The organism is Kitasatospora sp. NPDC127060 (assembly GCF_042724935.1).
Classification (GTDB): Bacteria; Actinomycetota; Actinomycetes; order Streptomycetales; family Streptomycetaceae; genus Kitasatospora.
Genome location: NZ_JBHXEG010000044.1, coordinates 22,994 through 45,657, shown reverse-complemented (window position 1 = coordinate 45,657; position 22,664 = coordinate 22,994). Strand labels below are relative to the sequence as shown.

The window sequence follows — 22,664 nt, the reverse complement described above, 5'->3', positions numbered from 1 at the left end:
CAACCCGAGCCGTGGGGGCGGACGTTGGCGGGTGGCAGTACAGGATGACCGGGCTGTCATGAGCGGGGCAAGAGGTCCAGGGGGAAGGTTGGCCAAGGCATTGCCGTGTCAGGTGGGCGACTTGACTGCACCGGCGGGTGCAATTGCCGCCAAATCGTCTGCAGGGACGGCAGATTGACGTCGAACCGGTTCCGCCGGATCCGCTCCGGTGTGCCACCGGGAAGCCCGTGCGACGACTGCGGCAGGGTGCGGCGGGGTGCGCCGGGCGCGGCAGGGCGCTGAGGACGCGGGCGGCCGGTTCGCGTCCCGCTGTGGGGTGATGGCCGCCGGCGCCCGGGAGTCGGGCCGGGCCGGGCCGACGAGACGGGCGTCACCTCCGGGGCGCCACCCCTCGCCGCCGGCGCCCTGGACGGGCCGGTCACCGCCTGTCCGAATCAGGCGTTTTCAGACGGTCCGTGGCGAGATGTCCCCGGTGTCGATGAGGTCGTTGGTGTACCGGAGGTCAGTGATCACCTTTGGTCTCAATATGATCGGAAGCCACGATGGTCATTCTGTACTGACCTTCGTACGTACAACCAGGGAGCGGTTGGGGCCGTCTTCCTCTGTGCGGTGCGCCAGATCGTCCGGGGCGTCGCTTCCGTCGGTGAAAGGTACGCGCATGGCAGGTCGCAGGGGCGAGAGCCCGGCTCAGGGCGAGGGCGCGCCCGAGGCAGTCCCGGCGGAAGGGGCGGCGGGCGGCGTGCCCGCCCCGCGCTCCGGAGGCCGGGCCGAGGCCCGCCGTGCCGCCCAGTCCAAGGGCGGGAACCGGGGCGAGGGTGGATCCGGCGCCCCCGGCGCCTCAGGCGGACGGGCGGCGGCGCGGCGCGGCGCCAAGCCCAAGAAGAACGTGAAGAAGATCGTCGCCTGGTCGGCGGCCGGCGTGCTGGTGCTGATCGCGGGCGCCGGCGGCGCGATCTACTACAAGCTGAACGCCAACATCAAGTCCTTCGACGCCGACGCGATAGCCACCGACCGCCCGCCCGAGGCCAAGGCCGACGCGGACGGCAACAAGCCGGTCAACGTGCTGCTGATCGGCTCCGACAGCCGGGGCGGCAGCAACTCCGACCTCGGCGGCGGCGAGGACGGTGGCGCCCGCTCGGACACCACGATCCTGTTGCACGTCTACGCCGACCACAAGCACGCCGTCGGCATCTCGATCCCGCGCAACACGATCGTGCCGATCCCGTCCTGCAAGCTGCCCAACGGAAAGTGGACCAAGGGCGGCAACGACCTGTTCAACGCCGCCTTCTCGACCGGCGGCAGCGACGGCGGAAACCCGGCCTGCACCCAGAACACGGTGGAGAAGGTCACCGGCATCCGGGTCGACCACACCATCGTGGTCGACTTCAACGGCTTCTCCTCGATGACCAAGGCCGTCAACGGCGTGGACATCTGCCTGCCGAAGCCGATCTACGAGGGCGACATCAACCCCAACCTGCACAAGAAGGGCAACCTCGTCCTCCCGCAGGGCAAGCAGACCGTCGAAGGCCAGCAGGCGCTGGACTACGTACGGCTGCGGCACGGCATCGGCGACGGCTCCGACATCGGCCGGATGAAGCGCCAGCAGGCGTTCATGAGCTCGCTCGCCACCAAGATGAAGAAGGACGGGCTGAGCCCCACCAACCTGCTGCCGCTGGCCGACGCGGCGACCAAGTCGCTGACCGTCGACCCGGGACTGGACTCCGCGGACAAGCTGCTCTCCTTCGGCCTGTCGCTGAAGAACATCGACATGCACGACCTCAAGTTCGTGACGGCGCCCTGGCGTTACCGCACCCAGGACGCCAACATCGACCTCGTCCAGCCGGACGCCAACAAGCTCTGGGACGCCCTCAAGGCCGACCAGACCATCGACGGCCAGAACGCCACCGGCCAGCAGCCGGACGCCACTGCCAGCCCGAGCGCCGGCGGGCAGCAGGCCGCGCCCAGCACGACCGCTGCGGCGGCCGGGGACGCCTCCAACGCCTCGATCAAGGTCGCCGTCTACAACGGCACCCTCGCCAACGGCCTGGCCGGCAAGGGGACCGAGCTGCTCAAGGGCGCCAAGTTCTCGGCCAGCACGGCGGGCCAGGCGGCGAGCACCAAGTACAAGACCACCACCATCGAGTACAGCTCCAGCCAGAAGGCGAACGCCGAGAAGGTCGCCGCGCTGTTCCCGGGCGCCAGCCTGGAACCGGGCAGCTCGCGCGGCATCTCGGTGATCGTCGGCCAGGACTTCGCCGCGGCCAACGGCATGGGGGTCGGCGCGCCCACCGCGGGCTCCACCCCCGGCGCCCAGACGCCCGCGCAGCCGCTGCCCACCACCGTCACCAACGACGCCCGCTCGGCGGACGACGACATCTGCGCGAACACCACCTACGGCAGCGGCGGCTGACCGCACCCGCCCGACCGACCGCACGACCCCGGAGCGCGTACGCCCCGGGGTCGTGCCATCGTGGCCGTGGAGGGGACGGCCCACCGGTCACCGAAAGGCGGACCCCATGCCCGAGATCGCCATGCAGATCGACATCGCCGCACCCCGTGCCGCCGTGCTCGACGCGCTCAACACGCACGGCGGGCTGACCAGCTGGTGGACCACCGGGGTGGACCGCGAGGGCGAGGTGCTGCTGTTCGACTTCCCCGGGGTGCCCGAGCCGTTCCGGCTGCGCCGGGAGCGGGCCGACCTGGACCGGGTGCTGTGGGCCAACGCCGGGGCGTTCCCGCCGCACTGGGCCGGCACCTGGATCAGCTGGGACCTCTCCGACCAGCCCGACGCCCCTGAGCGCACCCGGCTGCTGTTCCGGCACGGCGGCTGGCAGCCGGGCAGCGAGGAAGGCGTCCCGATGGTGGCCGGCACCTGGGCCGAACTGCTGGTCCGGCTCAAGGACTACGCGCAGAGCGGCAAGGCGCAGCCGTACTTCGTCACCACGCTGCGCCACGACGAGGAGTGACGCGCGGCGACCGGTCGCCCGCCAGGGCGCCGTCCGGTGGCGGGAACGCGGCGGCGGACCGAAGGTGGGCGGTATGGCGCCGTCGCACCGGGCCCCGCCCTCCGACGGCCACGACCCGGCGATCAGCGGCCCCACGACAAGCAGTCCCACAAGTCCAGCAGCCCACGACTCCAGCCCCACGACAGCAGCCCCACGACCGACAGCCGGCCACCACCGCCTCCGGGAGGCCCAGCGATGCCCGTAGTGACCGATCCGTACCAGCCCGGCACCCCGTGCTGGATCGACCTGATGGCGAGCGACCAGCAGGCCGCGCTCGACTTCTACCGCGACCTGTTCGGCTGGCAGGGCGAGGTCGGCCCGGCCGAGTTCGGCGGTTACGCCGTGTGCACCCTCAACGGCCGCCCGGTCGCCGGGATCATGGCGCAGTCCGCGCCCGAGGGCCAGCCGCTGCCGCCGGTCGCCTGGACCACCTACCTGGCCTCGGACGACGCCGACGCGGCCCGGGCCGCCATCGTCGGGGCCGGCGGCACGGTCCTCTACGACCCGATGGACGTCGGCACGATCGGCCGGATGCTGGTCGCCGCTGACCCGACCGGCGCGGTGTTCGGCGTCTGGCAGGCGATGGACTTCATCGGCGCGGGCGTGGTCAACGAGCCCGGCGCGCTGGTCTGGAACGAGCTCAACACCGCCGACACCGCGGCCGCCGGCCGCTTCTACCAGCCGGCCCTCGGGCTGCGCCCGGCCACCATCCAGGGCATGGACGGCTACTTCTCGTTGAACGTCGGCGACCGTACGGTGGGCGGCCTCCAGGAGATCCCGAAGTACCTCGCGCCGGGCACGCCGTCACACTGGATGACGTACTTCCTGGTGGACGACGCCGACTCGGTGGTGGACGCCCTGGTCAAGGCCGGCGGCTCGGTGATCCAGCCGCCGTTCGACATGCAGGCCGGCCGGATGGCCGTGGTCAACGACCCGCAGGGCGCGGTCTTCGCGGTGATCCAGTCGCCCGAGGCGCAGATGCCCGACTCGCCCTGATCCGGCGGCGGCAACCGGAAGCCGCCCTTCCCGCGACGCGCCGCCGGGAATGGGCGGCATCCCCCGCGTTCCCGGGGCAGACTGCACCCATGCTGGGGCTACCGGACGACATCCGCGCTTTCCTCTTCGACCTCGACGGGGTCCTCACCCAGACCGCCACGGTGCACGCCGCGGCCTGGAAGGACACCTTCGACGCCTTCCTGCGTGCCGAAGCGGCCCGCACCGGCGGGCAGTTCGTCCCCTTTGACGCCGTCACCGACTACGACACCTACGTGGACGGCCGCCCGCGCCTGGACGGCACCCGGGCCTTCCTGCAGAGCCGGGGCATCGACCTGCCCGAGGGCGCCGAGGAGGATCCGCCGAACGCCCGCACCGTGCAGGGCGTCAGCCGGGCCAAGAACGACACCGTGCTGCGGCTGATCCACGAGCGGGGCGTCGCGCCGTACGACGGCTCGGTCGCCTACGTGCACCGGCTGCGCGCGCTCGGGCTGCCCCGGGCGGTGGTCTCCTCCAGCGCCAACTGCCGGGACGTGCTGCGCTCGGCGGGCATCCTGGACCTCTTCGACGTGATCGTGGACGGCGTGGTCGCCAAGCAGCGGTCCCTGCCCGGCAAGCCCGCCCCGGACACCTACCTGTACGCCGCCCGCGAGCTGGGCGTCGAACCCGCGCACGCCGCCGTCTTCGAGGACGCGCTCGCCGGGGTCGCCTCCGGCCGGGCCGGCGGCTTCGGCGCGGTGGTCGGGGTCAACCGCACCGGGCAGGCCGCCGAACTGCGCCGCGACGGCGCCACCGTGGTCGTCGACGACCTCTCCGAGCTACTGGGGGAGGGCGCATGAGCGAGCGGAGCACGGGGGTCCCCCCGGCCGAAGGCTGGGGGAGAATCATCGAGGGGCGCGTGTGGGCGAATGCCCCTACCGAGCGCAGCGAGGTGGGCGCATGAGTCCTGCGGACAACTTCACCATCGACCCCTGGCAGATCACCGAACACGGCGTCGACCCGGCCTCGATGGCCCGCGCCGAGTCCGTCCTCGCGCTCTCCAACGGCCACATCGGGCTGCGTGCCAACCTGGACGAGGGCGAGCCGCACGGGCTGCCCGGCACCTACCTCAACGGGGTCTTCGAACTGCGCCCGCTGCCCTACGGCGAGGGCGGCTACGGCTACCCGGAGTCCAGCCAGAGCGTCATCAACGTCACCAACGGCAAGATCATCCGGCTGCTGGTGGACGACGAGCCCTTCGACCTGCGCTACGGCGAACTGGTCAACCACACCCGCTGGTTGGACTTCCGCGAGGGCCTGCTGCACCGCGAGTGCGAGTGGACCTCCCCGGCAGGGCGGACCATCCGGGTGCGCTCCTCCCGGCTTGTCTCGCTGACCCAGCGCGCCATCGCCGCGGTGGCGTACAGCGTCGAGGCGGTGGACGGGCCGGTGCGGATCGTGCTCCAGTCCGAGCTGGTCGCCAACGAGCAGCTGCCCGGCGGCCCCGAGGGCGACCCGCGCGCGGCCGCCGTCCTCGAAGCGCCGCTGCAGCCGGAAGCGCACCACGCGAGCGGCACCAAGGCCGTCCTGGTGCACCGCACCCGCTTCAGCGGCATCCGGGTCGCCGCCGGGATGGACCACCTCATCGAGGGACCGGAGCGGCTGGACACCGTCGCCGAGGCCGAGGCCGACCACTGCCGGATCAGCGTCACCACCGTGCTGGAGCCCGGACAGCGGCTGCGGCTGGTCAAGTTCATGTCCTACGGCTGGTCCGCCACCCGCTCGCTGCCCGCCGTCCGGGACCAGGTCGAGGCCGCGCTGACCGCCGCCCGGTACACCGGCTGGGACGGCCTGGTCGACGAACAGGCCGAATTCCTCAAGGAGTTCTGGGAGACCAGCGACGTCGAGATCGAGGGCGACGTCGAACTCCAGCAGGCCGTCCGGTTCGCCGTCTTCCACGTCCTGCAGGCCGGCGCCCGCAGCGAGGAACGCGCCATCCCCGCCAAGGGGTTGACCGGCCCCGGCTACGACGGGCACAGCTTCTGGGACACCGAGACCTTCGTCCTGCCGGTGCTCACCTACTGCCTGCCCGGGGCCGTCAACCAGGCCCTGCGCTGGCGGCACACCACCCTGCCGCTCGCCCGCGAACGGGCGGCCCAACTCGGCCTGGCCGGCGCGGTGTTCCCCTGGCGGACGATCCGCGGCGAGGAGTGCTCCGGGTACTGGCCGGCCGGCACCGCGGCCTTCCACATCGGCGCCGACATCGCCACCGCCGTCGCCCGCTACGTCCGGGCCACCGGGGACGAGGACTTCGAGCGCGCGTACGGCCTGGAACTGCTCGTCGAGACCGCCCGGATGTGGCGCTCGCTCGGCCACCACGACACCGCCGGGAAGTTCCGCATCGAGGGCGTCACCGGCCCCGACGAGTACAGCGCCGTCGCCGACAACAACGTCTACACCAACCTGATGGCGCAGACGAACCTGCGCGCCGCCGCCGAGGCCGCCGTCCGGCACCCCCGCGAGGCCGCCGAACTCGGCGTCGACACCGAGGAGACCGCGGCCTGGCGGGACGCCGCCACCGCCATGTACGTGCCCTACGACGAGGACCTCGGCGTCCACCCGCAGGCCGACGGCTTCACCCACCACCAGGTCTGGGACTTCGAGAACACCCCGCCGGAGAACTACCCGCTGCTGCTGCACTACCCGTACTTCGACCTGTACCGCAAGCAGGTCGTCAAGCAGGCCGACCTGGTGCTCGCCATGCAGGTCCGCGGCGACGCCTTCACCGACGAGCAGAAGGCCCGCAACTTCGCCTACTACGAGCGCCTGACCGTCCGCGACTCCTCGCTCTCCGCCTGCACCCAGGCCGTCATGGCCGCCGAGGTCGGCCAGCTCGACCTCGCGTACGACTACACCGCCGAAGCCGCCCTGATGGACCTCCACGACCTCGGCGGCAACACCCGCGACGGCCTCCACATGGCCTCCCTGGCCGGCGCCTGCGTCGCCCTGGTGGCCGGCTTCGGCGGCCTGCGCGACCACGGCGAGACCCTCGACTTCCGGCCCCGGCTGCCCTCCGGGCTGATGAAGCTGAGCTTCTCCCTGCTGGTCCGCGGCCACCTGCTCGGCGTCCGGATCACCCATGGGGGCACCACCTACACGCTGCGCCGCGGCGAGGTGATGCACCTGCGGCACGACGGCGAGCTGGTCCAGGTCAAGGCCGGCTCCCCGGTCACCGTGCCCACCACCGCCCCGCCCGCCCAGGAGCGCTGCGCCCAGCCCCCCGGCCGCGAGCCGGCCCGCCGCCAGCCCCAGGCGGGGCTGGTGGCCGGCAAGCTCGGCCAGCACGACCACCTGGCCGCGGAGTAGCCGCGGCGCCGGGCCCCGCGGCGGCCCCGTACCCGCTCACTCGTTCGCCCGGCCCCGTGTGCGGCCGGCGCCGACCCGTCGGAGGCTGCAGGTGTCCTGTGGCGAGCGAAGGGAAGTCCCCGTGGCGACCGTGGCCGAACAGATGGTGGAGGTGCTCCGGCAGGCCGGGGTGGAGCGGGTGTACGGCGTGGTCGGCGACAGCCTCAACCCCGTCGTCGACGCGATCCGGCGGGCGGAGGGCATCGGCTGGGTGCACGTGCGCAACGAGGAGGCCGGCGCCTTCGCGGCCGCCGCCGAGGCCGAACTCAGCGGCCGGCTGGCGGTCTGCGCGGGCTCCTGCGGCCCCGGCAACACCCACCTCATCCAGGGCCTGTACGACGCCCAGCGCAGCGGCCTGCCGGTGCTCGCGCTCGCCTCGCACATCCCGTCCGGGCAGATCGGCACCGGGTTCTTCCAGGAGACCCACCCCGAGCGGGTGTTCACCGACTGCAGCAACTGGTGCGAGATGCTCTCCACCCCCGCCCAGCTGCCCCGGCTGCTGCGGGTCGGCGTCCAGCACGCGCTCGGCTCGCGCGGCGTCTCGGTGCTGGCCTTCCCCGGGGACGTCGCCGCCCTGCCGGCCGCCGGGCCGACCGGCAGCAGCCACTTCCTCACCGAGCAGGCCGTCGCAGCGCCGCCCTGGTCCCAGGTGCAGGAGCTGGCCCGGCTGCTCAACGCGGCCCGCCGGGTCACCCTGTTCTGCGGCGCCGGGGTGCGCGGGGCGCATGCCGAGGTGATGGCCGTCGCCGAGGCGCTGAACGCGCCGATCGGGCACTCGCTGCGCGGCAAGGAGTGGATCCAGTTCGACAGCCCGTACGACGTCGGCATGAGCGGGCTGCTCGGCTACGGCGCCTGCCACGAGGCGCTGCACTCCGCGGACCTGGTGCTGCTGCTCGGCACCGACTTCCCGTACGACTCCTTCCTGCCGCAGGCGCACACCGTCCAGGTCGACCACGACGCCACCCGGCTGGGCCGCCGCACCGCGCTGGAACTGGCCGTGCACGGCGACGTCGCGGCCACCCTGCGGGCCGTGCTGCCGCTGCTGGACGCCAAGCCCGACCGGACCTTCCTGGACGGCATGCTGCGCAAGCACTGCAAGTCGCTGGAGGACGTCATCGGCGCCTACACCCGGGACATCGAGAAGCACCTGCCGATCCACCCCGAGTACGTCGCCTCGGTGCTGGACGACGTCGCCGCCGACGACGCGGTGTTCACCGTGGACACCGGGATGAACAACGTCTGGGCCGCCCGCTACCTCCAGCCGAACGGCCGCCGCCGGGTGATCGGCTCCTTCCTGCACGGGTCCATGGCGAACGCCCTCCCGCACGCGATCGGCGCCCAACTCGCCTGCCCCGGGCGGCAGGTGATCGCGATGGCGGGCGACGGCGGGATCGGCATGCTGCTCGGCGAACTGCTCACGGTGGCCAAGCACCGGCTGCCGGTGAAGACGGTGGTCTTCAACAACGGCGCCCTCGGCATGATCAAGCTGGAGATGCTGGTCTCCGGCTACCCGGAGTACGAGATCGACAACGGGGACGTGGACTACGCCGGCATCGCCCGGGCGATGGGCGTCCCGGCCAAGCGGGTCGCCGAACCGGCGAGGGTCCGGGAGGTGCTGGCGGAGGCGCTGGAGCGGCCCGGTCCGGCCCTGGTGGACGTGGTCACCGACCCGAACGCGCTGTCCATCCCGCCGCGGATCACCGCCGCCCAGCTGAAGGGCTTCGCGCTGGCGGCCGGGAAGACGGTGTTGTCGGGCGGCGTCGGGCGGATGGTCGACCTGGCGCGCAGCAACCTGCGCAACGTCCCCAGGCCGTGAGCGGCCCTTGTCGCGGGCGGCTTTGCCGCCGCCTCGGCCTCTGTCGGCCTCGACCCCTGCGGCTTTGCCCCTGAGGCAACTTTCTTGCCCCTGCGGCAGGCCGGGTGTCCACTGGACCCATGACCACCAGCTCCACCGGCACCCCCGGCGACGGCGACCAGCTCGACGACCAGGAGGTCGCCGGCCTCGCCGCCCGCCTCCGCGAGCACCGGCACAGCAGCCGGCTCACGCTGGAGGTCGCCGCGGGCCGGGTCGGCCTCTCCCCAGCCTATCTGTCCCGGCTGGAGACCGGCCGCCGCCAGCCCTCGCTGCCCGTCCTGCTCGGCCTCGCCCGCGCCTACGGCACCACCGTCTCCGGACTGCTCGGCGAGGCCATGGTCGAACCCGACCCGGTGGTCCGCGGCGGCGCCATCGATCCCGGCCGCGCCGGTGGCTGGGGCTACCGGCGGGCCGGCGCCCCCGGCCGCGCCATGCAGGCCCTGCGGGTGCACGTGCCGCCGGGCGTCCAGGACGCCGTGGTCCGGGTCCACCCCGGCGAGGAGTGGATCTACGTCCTGCGCGGGCAGCTGCGGGTGACCCTCGGCGACCGCGTCCACCACCTCGCGCCCGGCGACTCCGCCCACTACGACTCGCTCACCCCGCACTGCATCGCCGCCGAATCCGGCACCGGCGTCGAACTGCTCTTCGTCCACACCCTGTTGCAGAGCCCCGGCGGCGAGCTCTGCCTCGGCGGCGGCCCCGCCCCGACCCACTGACCAGCCGCCAGACCCTTGGAGGAGATCCCGATGGCCGATCCCACCACCCCCGCCGCCACCGCCGTCCCGGCCGGCGCCGCCGACACCGCCACCGGCCCGAAGACCATGGACGCCGGGAAGTGGGCCAACAAGCGGGTCTACCTCCGCCTGGTCATCTACACCGCGGGCATCCACGCCTTCGCCGGCTTCATCATGCTGCTGTTCGAACTGGGCAGCCGGAACAAGTAGTTCGGCCGCCCCGGCTGACGAGCGCTCGCCCCGGCTCGCCCCGGCCCGCCCCGGGGCGGGCCGGTCACGCCGTGCGGAGCACCCGGCAGAGGGCGTCCAGGGCCGCCGGGAAGGCGTGTTCCGGCGGGGTCGCGTAGCCGATCACCAGGGCGGGGTCGCCCGCCTCGGCGGTCGGGTCGGCACGGTGCCAGTCGAGACCGCTGAGGGCCAGGCCGGCGGCCTCGGCGCGGGCGATCAGTTCGGCCTCCGGCGTGGACCCGGGCGGGAGTTGGAGCACGGCGTGCAGGCCGGCCGCGATGCCGGTGACCTCGACCCGCGGGGCGTGCTCGGCGACCGCGGCGGCCAGCCGGTCGCGCCGGCGCCGGTAGTGCAGCCGGCAGCGCCGCACGTGGCGGTCGTACGTCCCCGAGGTGATCAGCTCGGCCAGGGTCAGCTGGTCGAGCACGGGGGACATGGTGTCGGCCAGCGCCTTCAGCCGGGCGACCGGCTCGACCAGCGCGTCCGGCAGGGCGAGCCAGGCCAGTCGCAGGCCCGGGGCGAGGCTCTTGGCGGCGGTGCCGGCGTACACCACCCGTTCCGGGTCGAGCGCCTGCATCGCGCCGAGCGGCTGCCGGTCGTAGCGGAACTCGCCGTCGTAGTCGTCCTCGACCACGTACCGGTCGTGTTCGCGCGCCCACCGCACCGTGGCGGCCCGCCGGTCGGCGGACAGCGGTGCGCCGGTGGGGTACTGGTGGGCGGGGGTCAGCAGGGCGGCGCCGCAGTGGGCGTCGAGCCGGTCGACGACGGCGCCCTCGCAGTCCAGCGGCAGCGGGACGGTGGACAGCCCGGCGGCCCGCACCACGGCGTGCTGCGGCGGCAGCCCGTACGCCTCGACCGCGAGCGAGCGGGCGCCGCGCTCCCGCAGGGCCGCGCAGAGCAGGCCGAGGCCCTGCTGGACGCCACCGCAGATGAGCAGGTGGTCCGGGTCGGTGCGGACGCCGCGGACCCGGGCCAGGTAGTGGGTGAGCGCCTCGCGCAGTTCGATCCGGCCGAGCGGGCTGCCGTAGCCGAGCGCCTCGTGCGGGGCGGTGGCGAGGGCGCGGCGGGCGGCGGCCAGCCAGGCGGTGCGGGGGAAGAGCGAGAGGTCGGGGCGCCCGGACCGCAGGTCGTGCCGGGGGGCGCGCAGCAATTCCCGGGCCGGGACGGGCCGTTCGCCGCGCACGGGCACGGCCCGCCGGGCGACGGTGGTGCCGGAGCCCTGCCGGGAGCTGAGCCAGCCCTCGGCGGCGAGCTGCCCGTACGCCTCGACCACGGTGTTGCGGGCGATGCCGAGGTCCTCGCCGAGGGCCCGGGAGGACGGCAGCCGGGTGCCGGGCGCGAGCCGCCCGTCCTGGACGGCCTCGCGCAGGGCGTCCTCCAGGGCGGCCCGCAGCCCGGCGCCGGCGGCGCGCCGCTCGCTGAGGTCCAGGTGCAGGTCGCCGCCGAAGGAGGTCCAGGAGCCGTTCACGGATCCATTCTCGCGTGCCCGGTGGTCACCGGGTGGCGCCGGCGGGCTCCGCGGTCGCGGTGATGACGCGGTTGAGAAGTCGGTCAGGCCGATCAGCGGGATGATCGGTGATCGCGGAGAGCCGTTGCTGCTCGAAGCGGTCGGCGGCCGCGTCCCGGATCCGGTCCGGGACGGCCGTGCCGGTGCGGTCCGCGATCCGGGTGGCGGCCTCGGTGAGTTCGAGGGCGGTGCGCTCCTCGTCGGTGAAGAACGGCGCCTCCCGCCAGTCCTCCGGGTCGGTTAGCGTCCGTCACCGGACCGACGGATACCGACGCGAGGATGTGACAGATGAGCGAGGAAACCTCCCGAACCGATCTTCTGGCCACGCAGTTCGAGGCGGAGCGCCCCCAACTGCGCTCCGTGGCCTACCGGATGCTCGGTTCGGTCGCCGAGGCCGAGGACGCCGTCCAGGAGGCGTGGCTGAAGCTGAGCCGCAGCGACGTGGGCGAGGTGCGCAACCTCGGGGCCTGGCTGACCACCGTGGTCGGCCGGGTCTGCCTGGACCAGCTGCGCTCCCGGGCCTCCCGCCGGGAGGACCCGCTGCCCGAGCAGGAGGGGCAGGTGCGGCTGCCGGACCCGGTGGTGAGCGGGCTGACGGCACTGGACCCGGTGCACGAGATCCTGGTCGCGGACTCGGTGGGGATCGCGCTGATGGTCGTGCTGGAGACGCTCTCCCCGGCGGAGCGGGTGGCCTTCGTGCTGCACGACATGTTCGAGGTGCCCTTCGACGGGATCGCCGAGGTGCTCGGCCGCACCGCCGCCTCGACCCGCCAGTTGGCGAGCCGCGCCCGCCGCCGGGTGCAGGGCGCGACCCCGGCCGCCGACGGGGACGAGGTCCGCAAGCGCCAGGTGGTGGAGGCCTTCCTGACCGCGGCCCGGGGCGGTGACTTCGACGCCCTGATGACGGTGCTGGACCCGGAGGTGGTGGCCCGGTCCGACGGCGGCACGCTGGTGCCGAGCGTGCTGCGCCGGGGCGCGGCCGACGTGGCCTCCCAGGCGATCACCTTCGCCCGGTTCGCCGCGGACGGGCGCCTGGTGCTGGTCAACGGCTCGCCCGGGGTGGTGTCCTTCGCCGACGGCCGTGCGCTGTCGGTCATGTCGTTCACCATCCACCAGGGCCGGATCACCGGTCTGGACATCCTCACCGACCCGGTCCGGCTGGCGGCGCTGGGCCTCACCGCGTAGCCGTACGCGGTACGGGAACCGCGCGGTACGGGAACCGCGCGGCACGGGAACTGCGCCGTACGGGAACCGCGCGGCACGGAACGCGGACGGGCCGTCCGGCGAGCTGCCGGACGGCCCGTGGCGGGTTCGGGAGGGGTCAGACCGACAGGTAGATCGCGCTGCCGAGGCCGGCCAGGAAGCAGTACACCGCGAACGGCGTCAGGCTGCGGGTCTCGAAGTACTTGGTGAGGAAGCGCACCGAGATGTAGCCGGCCACGAAGGCGGCGACGCTGCCGGCCGCCACCGGGCCGAGCACGGCGGAGTTCTCCGGCTTGAACAGCTCGGGGACCTTCAGCGCCGAGGCGGCCAGGATGACCGGGGTGGCGAGCAGGAAGGAGAACCGGGCGGCGTCCTCGTGGTGGAGTCCGCGCAGGATGCCGGCGCTCATGGTGACGCCGGAGCGGCTGATGCCCGGGAACAGCGCGAGGATCTGGGCGGAGCCGATCCAGGCGCCCTGGACGAAGTTGAGCCTGGTCAGCCGGACGTCGGAGGCGACCGCCGGGTCCAGCCCGGGCTCGTCGGCGGGGGCGGCGTGTCCGGCCCGGCGGCGGCCGCTGCCGCCGCGCTTGAGCCGTTCGGCGCCGAGCAGCACCAGCCCGTTGAGCGCGAGGAAGACGGCGGCCGGCAGCGGCTTGCCGAGCGCGTGCCGCAGGGCCTTCTCCAGGACGAGGCCGGCCACGCCGACCGGGATGGTGGAGATGATGAGCAGCCAGGCGAGCTTCTCGTCCCGGGTCTGTATCCGGCGGTGCCGGATCGAGCCGACCAGTCCGCTGACCACCCGGACCCAGTCCCGCCAGAAGAACACCACCAGGGCCAGCGCGGTGGCCAGGTGCAGGGCGACCAGCGCGGCGAGGTAGGAGGAGCCGTCGGCGGTCATGTCGAGGTCCTGCTGGATCTTCCCGCCGATCACGGCCGGGACCAGGATGCTGTGGCCCAGGCTGGACACCGGGAAGAGTTCCGTCACACCCTGCAGCAGGCCGACGCCTATCGCTTCCGGGTAGGTCAGGGTGGACATCGCGCACCTTCGCTCTGGGGTCTGCGGCCGGTGGGTTCCGGTGGCCTCCGCGAAGCTACTACGGGCATGTAGACGCCCGGCAGCCCCGCCGCCAGAAGTTCATCGAGCGTATGTCCGGGTGTCACCGCCTCCGAGCCGGTGGACCAGCAACTCGGCGACGGTGCCCGGCAGTCCGGCGGGCACCGCCTGCTGGACCGCCTGGCCGAGCAGCACCCCGGCGGTCGCCGCGAGCGGGGTGCCGCCGAGTAGCAGGGCGACGGTCAGTGCGGCGTACAGCCGCGGCCGACGGTCCATCGGGGGCCTCCATCGGGGCAGGGGGTCGATACCCGCCCACGATGCGGCCTGCCGCAGCGTCAGGTTCAAGTCCTTTTCGGGAGGGGCCGGTTCGGACGTCGGCCTGGCTCGGGCGTCCGAACCGGTCGTACGTCCGTCTCAGGCGTACGTCCGTCTGACTCGTACGTCCGTCTCAGGCTTTCGTCTCAGGCGTTCGACTGGGACGGACGTCCGTATCGGTCGTACGTCCGTCTTGAGCGGACGTACGACCCGGACGGGGCGTCCGTCCGGGTCAGACGTCCACCCGCCGCCAGCCCGAACCGTCGGCCGGCACCGGCACCGGCACCGGCACCGGCACCGGCGCGAAGTCGTAGCGCAGCAGTTCCGGGCCGAGTGCCAGCAGCGAGATCGAGGAGGAGCCCCAGATCCGTCCGTCGCCGAAGTCCCGGCGCTGGATCAGCGCGGCGTCGTCGTCCAGGGCCAGTCCGTCGCCGGTGACGATCGGCAGCCAGCTGCCCCAGGCCGCTTCGGCCGGCCCGCCGGCGGTCGGTTCGGGCCGGGGCTCGGCCAGCAGGCGGGCCCGGAAGTGGTCGGCGCGGGCGGCCATCAGGGAGCGGATCCGCTCGGAGGCGGTACGGTTGGCGGCCGTCCCCTCCAAGCCGTCGTTGACCACCACGCTGAGCCCGGTGGGCAGTTGGTGCTCGGTCGGCCGTCCGTCGCCGCCCCAGCTGGTGACCTCGGCGCCGTCCGGGTGGACCTGGACGAGGTGGAAGGGGTCGTACGGGGCGAGGTCGAGGTGTCCGATCCCGCCCTCGCGCACGGCGGTGAGCGGCAGTTCGCCGCGGCTGAGCCGGCTGGCGGCGGGGGCGAGCGGGCCGAAGCCGTTGAGCAGGCAGGCGGCGGTGCGCCGGTCGGGGTCGACGGCCAGCCAGGTCCCGCCGGCCGCGAGGTCCAGTCCGCCGACGAGTCCGGGTCGCTGCGGCCAGTGGTGGCCCGGGGGCTGCCAGGCGCGGCCGAGGTACTCGTCCCGGACGGACAGCAGCAGCACCGGTACCGCCGCGTCGGGTTCGATGCTGATGAACGCCGTGCACACGGTCCCGTCCCCCTGACCTGGTCGTCCCGAAGATCCACCAGCGATCCTCGCACGCCTGTTCGCGCACCGGAAGTGGCCCAAGGAAGCAGGTGTCGAATGCACCAGTGCCGGGGGCCAGTGGGCTTCTAGGCTGGCTCCCGTGACGACCGCAGAGCCGACGGCCGAGCCGACCGCAGCGCCGTGGCCGAGCCGACCGCCGAGCCGATGAACGCGACCCAGGACGGGACCATGACGAACGAGACCGCGCCCCACGTGCCCGCCCCCGAGCAGCGCCTCCCGATGCCGAAGCTCGCCCCCGCCTTCTACCAGGCCATGATCGCCGTGGACCGGGCCTCTCGGGAGGGCCTGGACCCGACCCTCGCCGAGCTGGTCAAGGTACACGCCTCGATGATCAACGGCTGCGCCTTCTGCATCGACATGCACGCCACCGACGCCCGCAAGAACGGCGAGCAGGACCACCGCCTGCTCTCCCTCCCCGCCTGGCGCGAGACCCCCTGGTTCACCGCCCGTGAGCGCGCCGCCCTCGCCCTCACCGAGTCGATCACCCTGCTGACCCAGGGCCACGTGCCGGACGCCGTGTACGACGAGGCCGCCGCGCAGTTCGAGCAGGCCGAGCTGGCCCAGCTGATCGCGCTGATCACCACCATCAACGCGTGGAACCGGATCGGCGTGTCCACCCGCATGAGCCCGGCCGCGAAGTGAGCGGGCCCCTGATGACCACTCAGCGGGAGAAGGCCCGGCTGCTCCGGGAGCTGCACCGCCCGGGCGAGCCGCTGGTGCTGGCCAACGTGTGGGACGCGGCGAGCGCCCGGCTGGTGGCCGGCGCCGGGGCGCGGGCGGTGGCGACGGCCAGCGCCAGCGTCTCCTGGTCGCTCGGCAGCCCGGACGGCGGCGGCGCCGACCGTGACCAGGTGCTGGCCCGCACCGCGGAGGTGGTCCGCTCGGTCGACCTGCCGGTCACCGCGGACCTGGAGAGCGGCTACGCGGACACCCCGGCCGGGGTCGGCGAGACCGTCACCGCGCTGCTCGCCACCGGCGCCGTCGGGGTGAACCTGGAGGACGCCGACCACACTCCCGAGCAGGCCGCCGAGCGGATCGCGGCGGCCCGGGCGGCGGCGGACGCGGCGGGCGTGCCGCTCTTCGTCAACGGCCGCACCGACGTCTTCCTGCACGCCCTGGGCGAGCCCGAGGGCCGGCTGGACGAGGCGGTCCGTCGGCTGCGGGCGTACGTCGAGGCGGGCGCGGACGGCGTGTTCGTCCCCGGCGTCGCCGACCCGGAGACCGTGGCCGCGCTGGTCGAGGCCGTCCCGGCCCCGCTGAACCTGCTGGCCGGCCCCGGTTCCCCGTCGGTGGCCGAACTGGCGAAGCTCGGCGTGGCCCGGATCAGCCTGGGCCCGGGCCTGGCCAGGGTGGCCTATGCGGCGGTCCGCCGTGCGGCCGAGGAGGTGTACGCGAGCGGCACGTACACCTCCCTGGACGGCGGGCTGACCTACCCGGAGCTCAACGGCCTCTTCCAGGGCTGAGGGCGCCGGGCGGGGACGGGCCCGGACGGGCCCGTCCCCGGGCGGATCGGCTGACCGGACGGGGGTCGGTCAGCCGATCTGCCCGCTGATGCCCGGGTGGCTCATCTGGTTGGTGCCGATGGCCTCCACCTCGTCGGCGGTGTGCCCGACCACCGGGAGCTTGCCCGCGGTCTGCAGGGCGATGTCGGCGGGAGAGAGGTTGAGACCGTCGGTGAGGCCGCCGGTGGCGTCCGGCGAGCTGGCGGTCTGGCTGGTGGCGGAGGCCGCCGGGACGGCGAGGGCGAGGCCCGCCATGGTGAGGGCGGCCAGGGTGGCGAGTTTCTTCATGCCCTGCCGAACGACCGGGCCGCCCTCAGGTAACCGGGGGACGCCGACCGTCACCCTCGAACGGCCCGGTGGCGCCACATCACTTCCGGGTCCGCACCCGCAGGGTCCGCACGCTGTTGCTCACGAACGAGCCGATCGGCTCCGGCCGTTCACCCTCCGCCAGGGCCAGCTCCGGGAACCGCCCGAACAGGTGCCGCAGCGCCGTCTCGGCCTCCAGCCGGGCCAGCCCCGAGCCGAGGCAGAAGTGCGGGCCGTGGCCGAGCGACAGGTGCCGGGCGGGCTGCCGGGTGAGGTCGAAGCGGTCGGCGTCCGGGTAGTGCCCGGCGTCCCGGCCGGCCGCGGCGTAGGAGGCGAGCAGCGCCTCGCCGCGCCGGATGACCACCTCGCCGACCTCGATGTCCTCGCTCGCGTAGCGCAGCGGGAACTGGCCGACCGGCGAGTCGTAGCGCAGGGTCTCCTCCACCACCGCCGACCACGGCAGGGCGCCGTCCAGCACCAGCCGCAGCTGGTCGGGGTGGGCGAGCAGGGCCCGGACGGCGTTGGTGATCAGGTTGAGCGTGGTCTCGTGCCCGGCGACCAGCATCAGCAGCAGGGTGCCGACGAGTTCGGCCTCGCTGAGCCCGTCGCCGGCCTCGCGGGCGGCGATCAGGTCGGTGGTCAGGTCGTCGCCGGGTTCGGCCCGCTTGGCGGCGACCACCGAGGCCAGCAGCGCGTTGAGGTCGCGCTGGGCGGCGAGGGCCGCGTCCGGGGTGGCGGAGCTGGAGACCATGGTGTCGGACAGGGCGTGCAGGGCGTCCTGCTGCGCCGCGGCCAGGCCCAGCAGCTCGCCGATCACCTGCATCGGCAGCGGGTAGGCGAAGTGCTCGCGCAGGTCGAACTCGCCCGCCAACTCCTCGACCCGGTCCAGCAGGGCGATGGTCCGGGACTCGATCGCGGGGGCCAGCGCGGCTATTCGGCGCGGGGTGAAGGCCTGGCTGACCAGCCCGCGCAGCCGCTTGTGGTCCTCGCCGTCGGCGGTGATCATGCCGGGCACCACGACGAAGTTGAGCAGCGGCCAGCCGTACGGCAGTCGGCCCTCCCGGAAGGTCGTCCACAGCTGGGGGTTCTTGCCGACCCGGGGGTCGGCCAGCAGCGCCTGGAGGGTGTCGTGGTGGGTTACCGCCCAGACCACCACCCCACCAGGGAGTTCCACCAGGACGGCCGGTCCGGCGGCCCGGAGGCGGGCGTTCTCTCCGTGCTGGTCGCGTCCGAAGGGGTCGAGCCGGACGGGCTCGGGGCGGGAGCCGCGGGAGTCGTCGGCGGTGTCCATGCGGGCCTCTCGGGGGCTGGCGGGCGGGGCGGGGTGAAGGCGCTGTACAGCACTGGCAGGGCGACCAGGGCCCGCGACCAGGGGGACGGCCGCCAGGTCAACTCGCCGGGTGGTACGGCCAGTTGGAGGTCCGGCAGTCGGTGCAGCAGGGTCTCGATCGCGGTCTCGACGATGATCCGGGCCGGGTGCTGGGCCGGGCAGACGTGCCTGCCCGCGCCCCAGGCGAGGTGGGCCCGGTTGCCGCCGAGCGAGCCCTGGGTGGCGGAGGCGGCGCCCTGGGCGGCCGGGTCGGCGTTGGCCGCGGCCAGGCCGAGCACCAGCATGTCGCCGGCGCTGACGTACTGGCCGCCGAACACGGTGTCGCCGGTGGCCCAGCGGCCGGGGAAGTTCTGGGTCGGCGGGTCACGCCAGAGCACCTCCTCCAGCGCGTCGGAGACGGTGAGCCGCCCGCCGGTCAGGGTGGCCCGGAAGCGCCGGTCGGTGAGCAGCAGTCGCAGGGTGTTGCCGATCCAGTTGATGCAGGTCTCGTTGCCCGCGACCATCATCACGACCAGGTGGTGCACCGCCTCCTCGTCGGTCAGCGCGGCCGGGTGGGCGAGCAGCCAGGAGGTGAGGTCGGCGCCGGGCGCGGTGCGCCGGTGCCGGACGAGTTCGGCCAGGGTGCTCTGGAACTCCCCGGCGGCGCGCACCGATTCGGGCCCGCTGTCGACGAAGTGGCTGATCAGTTCGATCATCCGCGGCCCGCTGCCGGTGGGCAGGCCGACCAGTTGGGTGGAGACCAGCAGCGGCAGTGCCCGGGCGTACTGGCCGATCAGGTCGGCGGTGCCGTCCGGGCCCCAGCTGTCGATCAGACCGTCGGCGGCGGCCTCGGTGGTCTCGCGCAGCTGCCGGTGGTCGATCTGGGACAGGGTGTCCGAGACGGCGGCGCGCAGCCGCTGGTGCTCGGCGCCGTCCAGGTTGAGCAGGGTGGGCCGCCAGGCGGTCATCGGCTGCAGCCGGGAGTCGGGGGCGAGCCGCCCCTCGGAGGGGACCCTCCAGTGCCGCGAGTCCTTGGAGAACAGGGCCTCGTTGCGGGTGAGTTCGAGCAGTTCTGCGTAGCCGAGGACGAGCCAGGCCTCCACCCCGGGTTCCAGCTCGATCGGCGCGACCGGCCCGTAGCGCTCGCGCAGCCGGGCGTACAGGCCGTGCGGGTCGTCGGCGACGGCCTGCCCGTAGAGCGGGGTGAGCGGGACGCCGACGGGCAGTCCGCTGCCGTGCGGGGGACCGTGCGAGGGGCCGTACGGCGGTCCGGTCGGGGGTCCGTACGAGGGGCCGGTCGGGGCGCCGTGCGCGACCGGGCAGCCGGACCCCCGGGGCGGTTCGGGCGCGGTCACGGCTGGAGCTCCAGGAGCGAGCTGCGGTGCAGGTGGTCGACGAAGTCGATCAGCAGGTCGTAGGACTGCCGCCGGTCCCGGGCGTCGCAGTGGAGGATCGGCACGTCCGGCAGCAGGTCCAGCGCCGAGCGCAGCTCCTCCTCCGGGTAACTCGGCGTGTCCGGGAAGGTGTTGACGGCGACCGCGAACGGGATGCGCTGCTCCTCCAGGCGGCCGAGCACGTCGAAGCTCTCGTCCGGCCGGCGCAGGTCGACCATCGCGATGGCGCCGAGCGCGCCGCGCGACAGGTCGTCCCAGAGCGGCCAGAACCGCTGCTGCCCGGGCGTGCCGAACAGGTAGAGCGCCAGCCGGGAGTTGAGCGTGATCCGGCCGAAGTCCAGGGCGACCGTGGTGGTGGTCTTGCCGCTGTGCCCGGTGAGGTCGTCCACGCCGCTGCTGGCGGCGGTCATGGTCTCCTCGGTGCGCAGCGGGGTGATCTCACTGAGCGAGCCGACCAGGGTGGTCTTGCCGACCCCGAACGGGCCGGTGACCAGGATCTTGACCGCGCCCTGCACCGAGGACGGCAGGTACTGCGGTCCGGTCGGCCGGGCGGCGGGGGCTTCAGCGGAGTTGGCGGAGGCCAACGAGCACCTCTTCCAGAAGGGTTGTGGGCAGGCGTTCGGCCTGCGGGACGGGCGGGAGCACCTGCACGGCGCCGAGGTCCCAGAGGTCGCCGACCAGCACCTTGACGACGCCGAGCGGCAGCCCCAGGTGGGCCGCCACCTCGGCGACGGACAGCAGGCTGTGGCAGAGCCCGAGGATGCGCCGGTGCTCCCGGTTGAGCAGGACGTGCTCGGGCAGTGCCGGGGGTTCGGCCTGCCCTAATGGTCCGGGCAGGGCGCTGACCAGGCTCTCGACGGCGAGGTCGGTGCGGGTGGGGCGGCTGCGCCCGCCGGTGATGACGTAGGGCCGGACCGGCCCGTTCACCGGTGGCCCCCCGCCGCGTGGTCGACGCGCGGCGGGCTGGTGAGGTGGGTGCCGATCCGCTCGACCAGGACCTGCATCTGGTAGGCGACCAGTCCCGCGTCGACCGCCTCGTTGGTCACCACGGCCAGGTGGGCGCCGGCCCCGGCGGCGACGATGAACAGGTAGCCGCCGCCGTACTCGATGATGATCTGGCGGGTGGCGCTGCCGGGGCCGCCGAAGCCGGCCGCGACGCCGCGGGCCAGCGACTGCAGACCGGAGCAGGCGGCGGCGAGCCGTTCGGCGTCCTCCCGGGCGATGTCGGAGCTGCGGCCGATCTCCAGGCCGTCGTTGGAGACGACGACGGCGTGCTGGACGTGGGGGACGGCGATGATGTCGGCGAGCAGCCAGCCGAGATCGGGGGTGGTGGTCATGGAACTCTCCGGAGCGCTGGGGAAGTCGGGGAGACGGGGAGCGGGTAGGTCAGTGGGGGCCGGGCGGGTGCTGGCCGCGGGCGGCGGAGCGGCCGCTGGCGGTCCCGGCCTGGAACATCGCCATGAACGCCTGGGCGTCCCGGGCCGAGCGGTACGGCGGCTCGGGCGGCGGGGGAGCGGCGTGCTGGGCGGGGCGGGTCGCGCGGTCGCGCCGGTGGCTCCGGCGGGGCAGCGGCGGCGGGGTGTCGGCGGCGGGGGGCCCGGGCGGGGTGTCCACCAGGGGGTGGCCGGCGGCGGGCCGGTCGAAGCCGGCGGCCGGTCGCGGGCCGGGGCTGAACGCCCGGTCGTCCGGCCCGAGTCCGGGGACGGTGGGCGGCAGCGGCTCGGTGAGCAGGGCGTTCGGCAGCAGCACCACGACCCGCACCCCGCCGTACGGCGAGGGCGCCGAGCTGAGGGTGACCCGGAAGCCGTAGCTCTCGGCGAGCCGGCCGACCGCGGCCAGGCCCAGCTGCGGCAGCTCGCCGAGCCGGGAGACCTCCAGGCTGCTGCCCCCGGCGAGCGCGTCGGCGGCCTTGGCGACGGCCTGTTCCGGCATGCCGACCCCACCGTCGTCGATCTCGATGACGGCGCCGTTGTGCACCGGCATCAGGGTGACGAACACCTGGGTGCTGGGCGGGGAGTAGCGGGTGGCGTTGTCCAGCAGCTCGGCGATGGCGTGGATCAGGGCCTCGGCGGCGGCGCCGACCACCGCCGTCTCGATCCGGCTGCGCACGACCACCCGCTGGAACGGCAGGATGCGCGACTGGGCGCCGCGCACCACGTCCTCCAGCGAGACCGGTTCCGGCCAGTGCCGGCCGGCCCGGGCGCCGCACAGCACGGCCAGGGTCTGGGCCAGCCGGGCCTGTTGGGCGGCGGCATGGTCGGCCTTGAGTAGGCCCTCCAGCAGCGCCGGGTCGTCGTGGGTGCGTTCCATCTCGTCGAGCAGGGCCTGCTGGTCGTGGGCCATGACGAGGATCCGGCGGGCGACGCTGAGGAACGCCCGCTGGGTGGAGGCGGTGTGCTCCTGCTCCTGCTGGACGGCGGCCAGGTCGGCGCCCCGGCGGGAGAGTTCGGTGGTCAGCTGCTCCTGGAGCCGGGCGAGTTCGCCGTCCAGCCGGTCGGCCCGGCCGCGCTGGGTGACGGACACGGCGCGGTACCGCGCGGCGGCCACGAGGGCGAGGACGGCGAGCACGCCGGTAGCCGTTGCGCACCACTGAGTCATCGTCACGCGGCGAATTCTAGGGCGATGATCCTACGAAGGTGTGAACGGATCCCGCCAAGTGACCGGATCTCGTCAATATCGAGTCAATACGCCGTCATTCCCCCGTCGTTCGGACGCGATCGCGGGTTGCTGACGAGGTGTCCGGTCGTTCGTCCAGGGGTTTCCGGCCCCCTTCGGTGTGACG

At 73.8% G+C, this 22,664-nt stretch carries 22 protein-coding genes; 11 read left to right on the top strand and 11 right to left on the bottom strand.

Annotation, left to right across the window (positions count from 1 at the left end):
- The first annotated feature begins 658 nt into the window (after window positions 1–658).
- The 8 genes from ACFWIS_RS23395 (at window position 659) to ACFWIS_RS23360 (ending at window position 10,181) form a co-directional block, all read left to right on the top strand.
- Window positions 659–2,410 carry an LCP family protein gene (locus tag ACFWIS_RS23395; RefSeq protein WP_380460674.1) on the top strand — a complete coding sequence of 584 codons (1,752 nt, stop codon included), beginning with the start codon at window positions 659–661 and terminating at the stop codon, window positions 2,408–2,410.
- A 106-nt stretch (window positions 2,411–2,516) separates the two neighbouring features.
- On the top strand, window positions 2,517–2,966 hold the full coding sequence (locus ACFWIS_RS23390) for an SRPBCC domain-containing protein (protein WP_380460676.1): 450 nt from the start codon (window positions 2,517–2,519) through the stop codon (window positions 2,964–2,966).
- 234 nt (window positions 2,967–3,200) lie between these two features.
- Window positions 3,201–4,001, top strand: a complete 801-nt coding sequence (locus ACFWIS_RS23385; RefSeq protein WP_380460678.1) for a VOC family protein — start codon at window positions 3,201–3,203, stop codon at window positions 3,999–4,001.
- An 89-nt stretch (window positions 4,002–4,090) separates the two neighbouring features.
- Window positions 4,091–4,837 (top strand): HAD family hydrolase, encoded by a 747-nt coding sequence (locus tag ACFWIS_RS23380; protein WP_380460680.1) that lies wholly within the window; start codon window positions 4,091–4,093, stop codon window positions 4,835–4,837.
- Between the two features lie 100 nt (window positions 4,838–4,937).
- Window positions 4,938–7,343: a glycoside hydrolase family 65 protein gene (locus tag ACFWIS_RS23375; protein WP_380460682.1), complete on the top strand. Its 2,406-nt coding sequence runs from the start codon at window positions 4,938–4,940 to the stop codon at window positions 7,341–7,343.
- A gap of 142 nt (window positions 7,344–7,485) precedes the next feature.
- Window positions 7,486–9,198, top strand: coding sequence for a pyruvate dehydrogenase (locus ACFWIS_RS23370; protein ID WP_380460709.1), 1,713 nt, complete (start codon window positions 7,486–7,488; stop codon window positions 9,196–9,198).
- Between the two features lie 119 nt (window positions 9,199–9,317).
- Window positions 9,318–9,953 (top strand): helix-turn-helix domain-containing protein, encoded by a 636-nt coding sequence (locus ACFWIS_RS23365; RefSeq protein ID WP_380460684.1) that lies wholly within the window; start codon window positions 9,318–9,320, stop codon window positions 9,951–9,953.
- 30 nt (window positions 9,954–9,983) lie between these two features.
- Window positions 9,984–10,181: a DUF6126 family protein gene (locus ACFWIS_RS23360; RefSeq protein WP_380460686.1), complete on the top strand. Its 198-nt coding sequence runs from the start codon at window positions 9,984–9,986 to the stop codon at window positions 10,179–10,181.
- Window positions 10,182–10,245: 64 nt separating this feature from the next.
- Here ACFWIS_RS23360 and ACFWIS_RS23355 read toward each other — a convergent pair whose 3' ends face one another.
- Complete coding sequence (locus ACFWIS_RS23355; protein ID WP_380460688.1) at window positions 10,246–11,667, bottom strand: PLP-dependent aminotransferase family protein; 1,422 nt, start codon at window positions 11,665–11,667, stop codon at window positions 10,246–10,248.
- A 327-nt stretch (window positions 11,668–11,994) separates the two neighbouring features.
- Here ACFWIS_RS23355 and ACFWIS_RS23350 point away from each other — a divergent pair, with 327 nt between their 5' ends.
- Window positions 11,995–12,891, top strand: a complete 897-nt coding sequence (locus tag ACFWIS_RS23350; RefSeq protein ID WP_380460690.1) for a sigma-70 family RNA polymerase sigma factor — start codon at window positions 11,995–11,997, stop codon at window positions 12,889–12,891.
- A gap of 136 nt (window positions 12,892–13,027) precedes the next feature.
- On the opposite strand, the gene ACFWIS_RS23345 is transcribed toward ACFWIS_RS23350, so the two are convergent.
- The 3 genes from ACFWIS_RS23345 to ACFWIS_RS23335 all read right to left on the bottom strand — a co-directional run bounded on the left by ACFWIS_RS23345 (window position 13,028) and on the right by ACFWIS_RS23335 (window position 15,311).
- The gene (locus ACFWIS_RS23345; protein ID WP_380460692.1) at window positions 13,028–13,945 is read right to left on the bottom strand and encodes an undecaprenyl-diphosphate phosphatase; all 918 of its coding nucleotides are present in this window, start codon (window positions 13,943–13,945) and stop codon (window positions 13,028–13,030) included.
- A 99-nt stretch (window positions 13,946–14,044) separates the two neighbouring features.
- The gene (locus ACFWIS_RS23340) at window positions 14,045–14,239 is read right to left on the bottom strand and encodes a hypothetical protein (protein WP_380460694.1); all 195 of its coding nucleotides are present in this window, start codon (window positions 14,237–14,239) and stop codon (window positions 14,045–14,047) included.
- A gap of 271 nt (window positions 14,240–14,510) precedes the next feature.
- Complete coding sequence (locus ACFWIS_RS23335) at window positions 14,511–15,311, bottom strand: NRDE family protein (RefSeq protein ID WP_380460696.1); 801 nt, start codon at window positions 15,309–15,311, stop codon at window positions 14,511–14,513.
- Window positions 15,312–15,539: 228 nt separating this feature from the next.
- On the opposite strand from ACFWIS_RS23335, the gene ACFWIS_RS23330 reads away from it, so the two are divergent.
- Together ACFWIS_RS23330 and ACFWIS_RS23325 are read left to right on the top strand one after the other, a co-directional pair.
- Complete coding sequence (locus ACFWIS_RS23330; RefSeq protein ID WP_380460698.1) at window positions 15,540–16,013, top strand: carboxymuconolactone decarboxylase family protein; 474 nt, start codon at window positions 15,540–15,542, stop codon at window positions 16,011–16,013.
- Window positions 16,014–16,024: 11 nt separating this feature from the next.
- A complete protein-coding gene (locus tag ACFWIS_RS23325; RefSeq protein WP_380460699.1) occupies window positions 16,025–16,834 on the top strand; it encodes an isocitrate lyase/phosphoenolpyruvate mutase family protein in 810 nt (269 codons plus the stop codon).
- Between the two features lie 69 nt (window positions 16,835–16,903).
- Here ACFWIS_RS23325 and ACFWIS_RS23320 read toward each other — a convergent pair whose 3' ends face one another.
- The 7 genes from ACFWIS_RS23320 to ACFWIS_RS23290 form a co-directional block, all read right to left on the bottom strand.
- Window positions 16,904–17,161 carry a hypothetical protein gene (locus ACFWIS_RS23320; protein ID WP_380460701.1) on the bottom strand — a complete coding sequence of 86 codons (258 nt, stop codon included), beginning with the start codon at window positions 17,159–17,161 and terminating at the stop codon, window positions 16,904–16,906.
- Window positions 17,162–17,240: 79 nt separating this feature from the next.
- Window positions 17,241–18,332, bottom strand: coding sequence for a cytochrome P450 (locus tag ACFWIS_RS23315; protein WP_380523978.1), 1,092 nt, complete (start codon window positions 18,330–18,332; stop codon window positions 17,241–17,243).
- A complete protein-coding gene (locus ACFWIS_RS23310; protein ID WP_380462379.1) occupies window positions 18,317–19,843 on the bottom strand; it encodes a cytochrome P450 in 1,527 nt (508 codons plus the stop codon). The genes ACFWIS_RS23315 and ACFWIS_RS23310 overlap by 16 nt, the downstream gene beginning before the upstream one ends.
- Complete coding sequence (locus ACFWIS_RS23305; RefSeq protein ID WP_380462380.1) at window positions 19,840–20,466, bottom strand: ATP/GTP-binding protein; 627 nt, start codon at window positions 20,464–20,466, stop codon at window positions 19,840–19,842. Before ACFWIS_RS23305 ends, ACFWIS_RS23310 begins: the two co-directional genes overlap by 4 nt.
- The gene (locus ACFWIS_RS23300; RefSeq protein WP_380462381.1) at window positions 20,444–20,809 is read right to left on the bottom strand and encodes a DUF742 domain-containing protein; all 366 of its coding nucleotides are present in this window, start codon (window positions 20,807–20,809) and stop codon (window positions 20,444–20,446) included. The genes ACFWIS_RS23305 and ACFWIS_RS23300 overlap by 23 nt, the downstream gene beginning before the upstream one ends.
- On the bottom strand, window positions 20,806–21,219 hold the full coding sequence (locus ACFWIS_RS23295) for a roadblock/LC7 domain-containing protein (RefSeq protein WP_380462382.1): 414 nt from the start codon (window positions 21,217–21,219) through the stop codon (window positions 20,806–20,808). The genes ACFWIS_RS23300 and ACFWIS_RS23295 overlap by 4 nt, the downstream gene beginning before the upstream one ends.
- Before the next feature lie 49 nt (window positions 21,220–21,268).
- Window positions 21,269–22,480: a sensor histidine kinase gene (locus ACFWIS_RS23290; RefSeq protein ID WP_380462398.1), complete on the bottom strand. Its 1,212-nt coding sequence runs from the start codon at window positions 22,478–22,480 to the stop codon at window positions 21,269–21,271.
- Window positions 22,481–22,664 lie beyond the last annotated feature (184 nt).